This is a genomic window from Curtobacterium sp. PhB136 (assembly GCF_004346855.1).
In the GTDB taxonomy this organism is placed as follows: Bacteria; Actinomycetota; Actinomycetes; order Actinomycetales; family Microbacteriaceae; genus Curtobacterium.
Window position 1 is genome coordinate 255,232 of sequence record NZ_SMGH01000007.1, and the last position, 7,927, is coordinate 263,158.

The following is a 7,927-nucleotide window of genomic DNA, read 5'->3' on the forward strand; positions in this document are numbered from 1 at the left end:
GACTCGAACAGCCTAACCGCGACCGCGGACAGACACGCCGCGGCACTCCCTCACCGCGCCTCCGCATCGCTCCTTCAGCGCTTCCTCACCGCTTCCTCACCGCTTCCTCACCGCACGAGCGGCAGCCAGATGTCGTCGACGATCTCCAGCACGCGGGTGTCCGGGATCCGCTTCAGCGTCATCACGAGGTCGTGGCGCATCAGGTCGGACGGCAGCGTGGTGAGCCCGTCGGGCCAGTCGCGTGCGGGGATCTCCCCCCGCGCGGCCGCACGCTCCAGGAAGACCCGGCCGACGCTCGACCGGTCCCCGATCAGGCGTGCGCGGAGGTCGGCGGGGGTCAGCCCGGTGTCCGCGTTGATGCTCGACAGGTAGAGGCTGATCACGGTGATGAACCCGGACCGCGCGTCGTTGAAGTCCCGGAGCGCTGCGAGCATGTCGCCCCGCAGGGTCCCGGTGTCCGGCACGGTACGACGATCGAACAGCCCGGCGTGCTGGAGCGCGGCGAGGACGAGGTCCACCTTCGTGGGCCACCGCCGGTAGAGCACGGGCTTCGAGGTCTCCGCGCGGGCAGCGACCGCCTCGTACGTCAGGGACGCGTAACCGCTCCGTTCGAGCTCCTGCCACGCAGCGTCGAGCAGTGCCGCCTCGAGCTCCGCACCGCGCCGTCTCGTCTTCGCAAGATCCACTTGCGTATCTTAACGCGCGGCAGTACGGTGACGCCAACAAGAAACGGGAGCGTATCTCCATCATGGACAAGAACCTGACCAGACTGGCCGTCGCGCTGATCGTCGGCGCGATGGCACCGCTGTTCGACTCGACGATCGTCAGTGTCGCGCTGCACACCCTCAGCCGCGACCTGCACACGAGCGTCGAGACCATCCAGTGGGTGAGCACCGGCTACCTGCTCGCGATGGGCGTCACCGTCCCGATCGTCGGCTGGCTGCAGAACCGCATCGGCGGGCGGCGGCTCTGGATGAGCGCGCTCGTCGTGTTCTTGATCGGCAGCGTCCTGTGCTCGCTCGCCTGGGACGCCACGAGCCTGATCGGCTTCCGGATCGTCCAGGGCATCGGCGCCGGCGCGATGATGCCGCTGCTGACCACGCTCTTGATGCAGGCAGCGGGCGGGCGGAACATCGGCAAGCTGATGTCGATCGCCTCCCTGCCCACGGCACTCGGGCCGATCCTCGGACCGGTCATCGGCGGCCTGATACTCGGCGCGGCCGACTGGCAGTGGCTGTTCTGGGTGAACGTGCCGTTCGCGGTCGCCGGCCTCGTCCTCGCGTGGTTCTTCATGCCCGCCGACGGTCCGGTCGGCACCGCGCGGCTCGACGTCGTCGGCCTGGTGCTGCTCTCCCCCGCCGTCGTCGGGATCCTGTTCGGCCTGAGCAACGCCAGCCGGACGGACGGCTTCGCCCGGTTCGACGTCTGGGCACCCCTCGGCGCCGGGCTCGTCCTGCTCGTCGCGTTCGTGCTCTGGGCCACCCGCCGACGGAGCGCAGCCCTGGTGGACCTGGCACTGCTCCGGCACCGTCCGCTCGCCGCAGCCGCCACCCTGATGTTCCTGATGGGCGCCGCGCTCTACGGCGGCATGCTGCTCCTGCCGCTGTCGTTCCAGGAGCTCCGCGGGACCGACGCGCTCGGAGCCGGGCTGCTCCTCATCCCCCAGGGCGTCGGCTCGCTGCTCAGCCGATCGCTCGCCGGCCGCATGACCGACCGGATCGGCGCCCGGGTCGTCGCCGTCGTCGGGTTCGCCGTCGTGCTCGTGGCCACGATCCCGTTCGCCTTCGCGGACGGCAGCACGAACCAGTGGTGGATCGCCCTGGTCCTGGTGGTCCGCGGGCTCGGCCTCGGAGCCGTGATGATCCCGATCATGTCGGTCGGCTTCGTCGGGCTCGACCGCCCGGACATGCCGCACGCGAGCACGATCACCCGGCTCGCGCAGCAGCTCGGTGGGGCGTTCGGCACCGCGGTGCTCGCCGTGGTCCTCGCGGGTGCGGTCGCCGGCGGCGATGCTGCGGTGGCGTTCCAGCAGGCGTTCTGGTGGGCGATCGGCATCACCGCGTTCGCGACGGTGCTCGCGTTCCTGCTGCCCGGCCGTCAGCCGGCCGCGGCCGAACCGGCAGCGCCGATGCCGACGCCGGTGCCCGCGTCCACGTCCACGAGGTAGCCCCGATCGAGTGAGCAGGAGTGGCGCGCGAGCGCAGCCGACGCCGCGTCTTCTGCGCACTCGATCAGCCGGGGGCCGGGCCCTGCGCGGACCTGCCACCCTCACAGGGATCGAGTGCGCAGCAGATGCGGCCCGAGCGCGGCTGACGCGCACCTACTGCGCACTCGATGCCCACGGGGACGCCAGCCCCGGCCCGGGCCCGCCCACGCCCGGCCCGCCCCGGGCCGGCCCGGCCTCAGACCGACGCGCTCCGGATGCGGTCGAGCGCGACCTGCAGGTCCTCTGGGTACGACGCCTGGAACTCGACCCACTCCCCGGTCCGGGGATGCGCGAACCCGAGCCGCACCGCATCGAGCCACTGCCGCGTCAGCCCGAGCTCCGCGGCCAGCACCGGGTCGGCCCCGTACATCGTGTCCCCGACGAGCGGGTGCCGGGTGGCCGCCATGTGCACCCGGATCTGGTGGGTGCGCCCGGTCTCCAGGTGCACCTCGAGCAGGGTCGCGGACCGGAAGGCCTCGAGCGTCTCGTAGTGCGTCACGCTCGGCTTGCCGTCCGAGGTGACCGCGAACTTCCAGTCGCTCGAGGGGTGCCGTCCGATCGGTGCGTCGACGGTGCCGGAGGTCGGGTCCGGGTGCCCCTGCGCGAGCGCGTGGTAGACCTTCTCGACCGTGCGCTCCTTGAACGCCCGCTTCAGGCTCGTGTACGCCAGCTCGGTCTTCGCGACCACCATGAGTCCGGAGGTCCCGACATCGAGCCGGTGCACGATCCCCGCGCGTTCCGCGGCGCCGGAGGTCGCGATGGTGAACCCAGCAGCCGCGAGGCCCCCGGGCACGGTCGGGCCGTCCCACCCCGGCGAGGGGTGCGCGGCGACGCCGACGGGCTTGTCGACCACGACGATGTCGTCGTCGTCGTGCACGATCGTCATCCCGGGAACGTGCGCGGGCACGATCCGTGGGGCTTCCTTCGGGGTCCACTCGACCTCGAGCCAGGAGTCCGCGTGCAGACGGTCGGACTTGTCGACGACCACGCCGTCGACGCGCACGCCACCGGCGGCGACGACGTCGGCCGCGAACGACCGGCTGAACCCGAGGAGCTTCGCGATGGCGGCGTCGACACGCTCACCGGCGAGCCCGTCCGGGACGGGCAGGGAACGCGTCTCGCTCACGTCGCGTCGTGCCCCAGCGAGTCGCGCTGGTCACCATGAGGTCGACTGGAGGCTCGGGGTGCGTCCGCCGCGTCGGTGGACGCGACCGACGGGGTCGCCGTCGCCGCAGCGTCCGTGGCGGAGTCCCCACGGGCCTCCAGGCCGCCCTTGCCCTTGCGCTTGTCCGAGACCGTCCTGGTTCCGTCGAGGTTGACCCCGAAGATCACCAGCAGCACGAAGATCACCATGCTGACGCAGATGAACGAGTCCGCGATGTTGTAGATCGCCGGCATCATCCACGGCGTCGAGATGAAGTCGACGACGTGGCCCTGGCCGAAGCCGGGCTCACGGAAGAGGCGGTCGCTGAGGTTGCCGAGCGCGCCGCCGAGCAGCATGCCGAGGACGATCGCCCACCACATGGAGTGGATGCGCCGTGCGAAGACGATGATCGCGACGACGACCGCAGCGGAGACGATCGAGAACACCCACGTCATGTTGACCGCGAACGAGAACGCGGCACCGGGGTTCCGGACGTAGAGGAACTGCAGCGCGTTGCCGAGGACCGGCACGACCTGCCCGTACGGCAGGTTCGCGACGACCAGCGCCTTCACGATCTGGTCGGCCGCCACCACCACGACAGCGGCGAAGGCCAGTGCCGCGATCGCGCGGACACTGACCTTCGCTCGTTGGTCTTGCTGGGACAACGTCAGTTGCCGAAGCCCTGCGCCGAGGCCGGCGCGGGGGTGAGGCCGGACTGCTCGGTGCCCGACGAGGTGTCGAGCTCGTTGAGCTGACCCTGGATGTAGCTCTTCAGCTGGGCGCGGTAGTCGCGCTCGAACGTGCGGAGCTCGTCGATCTTGCCCTCGAGCTGGCGCTGCTCCTGCTCGAGCACCGCGACACGCTGACGGTTCGTGTTCTCGGTGTCGGCGATGATCTGGCGCTGCTTGCTCTCCGCTTCGGATACGAGGCGCGCTGCCTGGGCCTGGCCCTCGGCGATGAGCGCGTCACGCTTCTCGATGCCTTCGCGGACGTGCTCCTCGTGGAGACGACGCGCGAGCGTGAGGAGGTTCGTGGTGCCCTCGGTGTCCTCGTCCGCCGGGACCGTGGTGGTCGGGGCGGCGGCTGCGACCGGCGCGGGCTCGGGAGCTGCGGCGACGGGGGCCGGCTCCGGCTCGGGCTCGGGGGTCGGAGCGGGAGCGGCTTCTGCGGCAGCGGCCGGCTTGGGCGCCGATTCGGCGGCCTGCAGGCGCTGACGGAGCTCCTCGTTCTCCTGGGTCAGACGGCGCAGCTCGACCACGACCTCGTCGAGGAAGTCGTCGACCTCGTCCTGGTCGTAGCCCTCGCGGAACTTGGTCGGCTGGAACCGCTTGTTGACTACGTCTTCCGGCGTCAAAGCCATTGCCGTCACCTCAATAGAACTGCTGAACGTGTGGAACCGAAACGTTGGGCCCGAATGTACCAGGCCCGACTTCCGGTGCGGATGCACCGCCGGAGCGGGCATCGATCCCGACCACCGTACACCGACGCAGGGCACGATCCGTGATCGTGTCCGGGCGTGGCGCGTGTCGTGGCCAGCCGGATCGGGTGCGGGGACGTCAGACCGCGGCGGAGATGACCCGGACGATGCTCATCAGGATGATGACGACGAGCATCACGATCGACCAGCCGAAGTCGAGCGCCACGGCTCCCATGCGGAGCGGCGGGAGCGCACGGCGGACAGCGCGGATGGGCGGGTCGGTCGTCGAGTAGACGACCTCGGCGACGACGAGCATGCCGCCGCGGGGACGCCACGAGCGGTTGAACGCCTGCACCATGTCGAGCGCGAACCGCCCCCAGAGCACGAAGAAGTACAGCAGGAGGAGGAAGTACAGGATCGTGAAGATCGCGGACACGTGCGGCTCGCTCGTCTCGGGTGAACGGTGCCGTGTGACACCGCGCACGGGGCGGGTGGGCCTGGGCGGCGCACCGTGGTCGGGTTGACCACGGGACGCGTCGACTCAGGACTGGGCGAAGAAGGACGCCTCGATGTCGGACTCTACCTCGGGCGCCTCACCGCTCACTGCGACGTGCGCCGGGGAGAGCAGGAACACCTTGTTGGTGACGCGCTCGATCTTGCCGTAGAGGCCGAGGGACAGTCCGCTCGCGAAGTCGATCATGCGACGGGCGTCGGTCTCGGTCATCTGCGAGAGGTTGATGATGACGGGGATCCCGTCGCGGAAGCTCTCGGCGATGGACTGGGCGTCCTTGTACTCGCGCGGGTGGACGGTGAGGATCTCGTTCATTTCCTGGACCGGGGTCGCCTTCTGTGCGGTCGTGTGCGAGCGGCGGAGCGGGGTGACCTGGGCGCCGCGCTGGTGGGTGTGCGGGGCCTTGGCCTCGGGGGCTGGAGCCGCCGGGGCGGGCGTCGCGGCGGCCGGTGCGGGAGCCTCGTGCTGGCTCGCGGCGGACGAGGAGTGGTGCTGCTGCTGCGGCTGCTGGGCGCGTGCCTGCTGCTGCGGCTGCTCGTCCTCGTACTCGAGTTCCTCGTCGGCGAGGCCGAGGTAGACCATCGTCTTCTTCAACGGACCGGCCATGGTTCCTCCAGGGGTGTGCGTGCTCGTGGATGCCCTGCCACGAGGCTAGGGCGCACTCGGCCGGATTCCGGTGATTGCCGTCCCGATCCGCAGGTGTGTCGCGCCCTCGGCGATCGCCTCGGCGTAGTCGCCGCTCATCCCCGCGGAGATGTCGGTCGCGGTGGGCACGATCAGCCGCACCCGCTCGGAGATCCCGCGGAGCCGGGCGAACGCCGGACGGGGCTCCTCGTCCAGGGGCGCGACGGCCATCACGCCGCGGAGCGCGATCGTGCCCGTTGCCGCGATCCGCTCCACCATGGCGTCGATGTCGTCGGGGTGCACGCCACCGCGACCGGGGTCGTCGGTGAGGTTCACCTGCACGAACCCGTCGATCACGGGTGGTTCGGGTTCCTGCTCCGTCGGCGCGAACGCGTCCACGACGGAGTCGCGGTCGAGTGACTGCACGACGTGCGCGTACCGGCGCACCTGGCGGGCCTTCTTCGACTGCAGCTGCCCGACGAAGTGCCAGGTGAGCGCCAGGTCGGCGAGTTCGGTCGCCTTGGCCTGGGCCTCCTGGTGGCGGTTCTCCCCCACGTCCGTCACGCCGAGCGCGGCGAGGTCACGGACCAGGGATGCCGGGTGGTACTTCGTCACCACGACGAGCGTGAGCTCGTCGGGTGCGCGACCGGCTGCCCTGGCCGCGTCGGCGATGCCGTCGCGGACCGTGGACAGCCGGTCCTGGAGGCTCGTGCGAGCGTCCGACAAGAGCCCTACTTCAGGAAGTCGGGGACGTCGAGTTCGTCGTCGTCACCGTCGAATGCCGGGTCGGCAGCGCGCTGCGCCGGCGGCTCGTGCTCCGAGGAGGCCCAGGACGGCGAGGCGCTCGTGGAGTCCTCGATCGCGGAGGAACCGGCGCCGGACACCGGGACGGTCGCGCCGGCCTCGGGGTCGACCCAGCTCGCGCGACGCTCCTTGACCTGCGACGAGGGCTCGCCCCCGTCGAAGCCGGCGGCGATGACCGTGACACGGACCTCGTCGCCGAGGGTGTCGTCGATGACCGCACCGAAGATGATGTTCGCCTCGGGGTGGACGGCTTCCTGCACGAGGCGGGCCGCGTCGTTGATCTCGAAGATGCCGAGGTTCGAGCCACCCTGGATCGAGAGCAGCACGCCGTGCGCACCGTCGATCGAGGCCTCGAGCAGCGGCGACGCGACCGCGAGCTCCGCGGCCTTGATCGCCCGGTCGGCACCCCGCGAGGAGCCGATGCCCATGAGCGCCGAACCGGCACCCTGCATGACGGACTTGACGTCGGCGAAGTCGAGGTTGATGAGTCCAGGGGTCGTGATCAGGTCGGTGATGCCCTGGACGCCGGCGAGGAGGACCTGGTCGGCGGTCGCGAAGGCCTCGACCATGGAGATGCCACGGTCGGAGATCTCGAGCAGGCGGTCGTTCGGCACGACGATGAGCGTGTCGACCTCGTCCTTGAGCCCGGCGACGCCGTTCTCGGCCTGCGACTGGCGGCGCTTGCCCTCGAAGCTGAACGGCTTCGTGACGACACCGATGGTGAGCGCGCCGATCGACTTCGCGATGCGGGCGACCACGGGCGCACCACCCGTGCCGGTCCCACCGCCTTCACCGGCGGTGACGAAGACCATGTCGGCACCCGCGAGTGCCTCTTCGATCTCCTCGGCGTGGTCCTCGGCGGCACGACGGCCGACCTCGGGGTCCGCGCCGGCGCCGAGGCCGCGGGTGATCTCGCGGCCGACGTCGAGCTTGACGTCGGCGTCGCTGAGCAGCAGTGCCTGCGCGTCGGTGTTGATCGCGATGAACTCGACGCCACGGAGGCCCAGCTCGATCATGCGGTTGACGGCGTTCACGCCGCCGCCGCCGACACCGACGACCTTGATGACGGCGAGGTAGTTGTGGTTCGTGGTCACGTCAGTCCGGCCTCCGGTTGAACCCTCAACCTTTACTTGAAGTTCAGGGTCTTTGCTGCTAGGTGTGGTGCTTGCATCGACGCTACGGGGGTGCTCGCCGCGGTGTCGCCCCGCCACGCCGCGTGTC

The 7,927-nt window shown here is 70.4% G+C and carries 9 protein-coding genes; 1 reads left to right on the forward strand and 8 read right to left on the reverse strand.

What is annotated here, in order from left to right; all coding sequences use genetic code 11:
- Positions 1–107: 107 nt before the first annotated feature.
- A complete protein-coding gene (locus tag EDF27_RS13190; protein ID WP_123704591.1) occupies positions 108–686 on the reverse strand; it encodes a TetR/AcrR family transcriptional regulator in 579 nt (192 codons plus the stop codon).
- A 62-nt stretch (positions 687–748) separates the two neighbouring features.
- Between EDF27_RS13190 and EDF27_RS13195 the strand changes: the two genes are divergently transcribed.
- On the forward strand, positions 749–2,167 hold the full coding sequence (locus EDF27_RS13195) for an MDR family MFS transporter (RefSeq protein WP_132049236.1): 1,419 nt from the start codon (positions 749–751) through the stop codon (positions 2,165–2,167).
- A gap of 235 nt (positions 2,168–2,402) precedes the next feature.
- On the opposite strand, the gene EDF27_RS13200 is transcribed toward EDF27_RS13195, so the two are convergent.
- The 7 genes from EDF27_RS13200 to ftsZ all read right to left on the reverse strand — a co-directional run bounded on the left by EDF27_RS13200 (position 2,403) and on the right by ftsZ (position 7,800).
- Entirely contained in the window at positions 2,403–3,332 is a 930-nt protein-coding gene (locus EDF27_RS13200; protein WP_132049238.1) for an RluA family pseudouridine synthase, read from the reverse strand.
- The gene (lspA, locus tag EDF27_RS13205; RefSeq protein WP_243698346.1) at positions 3,329–4,015 is read right to left on the reverse strand and encodes a signal peptidase II; all 687 of its coding nucleotides are present in this window, start codon (positions 4,013–4,015) and stop codon (positions 3,329–3,331) included. The genes EDF27_RS13200 and lspA overlap by 4 nt, the downstream gene beginning before the upstream one ends.
- 2 nt (positions 4,016–4,017) lie before the next feature.
- Positions 4,018–4,710 (reverse strand): DivIVA domain-containing protein, encoded by a 693-nt coding sequence (locus tag EDF27_RS13210; protein ID WP_165931492.1) that lies wholly within the window; start codon positions 4,708–4,710, stop codon positions 4,018–4,020.
- Between the two features lie 196 nt (positions 4,711–4,906).
- Positions 4,907–5,203: a YggT family protein gene (locus EDF27_RS13215; protein WP_123653083.1), complete on the reverse strand. Its 297-nt coding sequence runs from the start codon at positions 5,201–5,203 to the stop codon at positions 4,907–4,909.
- Positions 5,204–5,308: 105 nt separating this feature from the next.
- Positions 5,309–5,884 carry a cell division protein SepF gene (sepF, locus tag EDF27_RS13220; RefSeq protein WP_132049240.1) on the reverse strand — a complete coding sequence of 192 codons (576 nt, stop codon included), beginning with the start codon at positions 5,882–5,884 and terminating at the stop codon, positions 5,309–5,311.
- A gap of 45 nt (positions 5,885–5,929) precedes the next feature.
- Entirely contained in the window at positions 5,930–6,628 is a 699-nt protein-coding gene (locus EDF27_RS13225) for a YggS family pyridoxal phosphate-dependent enzyme (protein WP_132049242.1), read from the reverse strand.
- Positions 6,629–6,633: 5 nt separating this feature from the next.
- Complete coding sequence (ftsZ, locus tag EDF27_RS13230; RefSeq protein ID WP_132049244.1) at positions 6,634–7,800, reverse strand: cell division protein FtsZ; 1,167 nt, start codon at positions 7,798–7,800, stop codon at positions 6,634–6,636.
- Positions 7,801–7,927 lie beyond the last annotated feature (127 nt).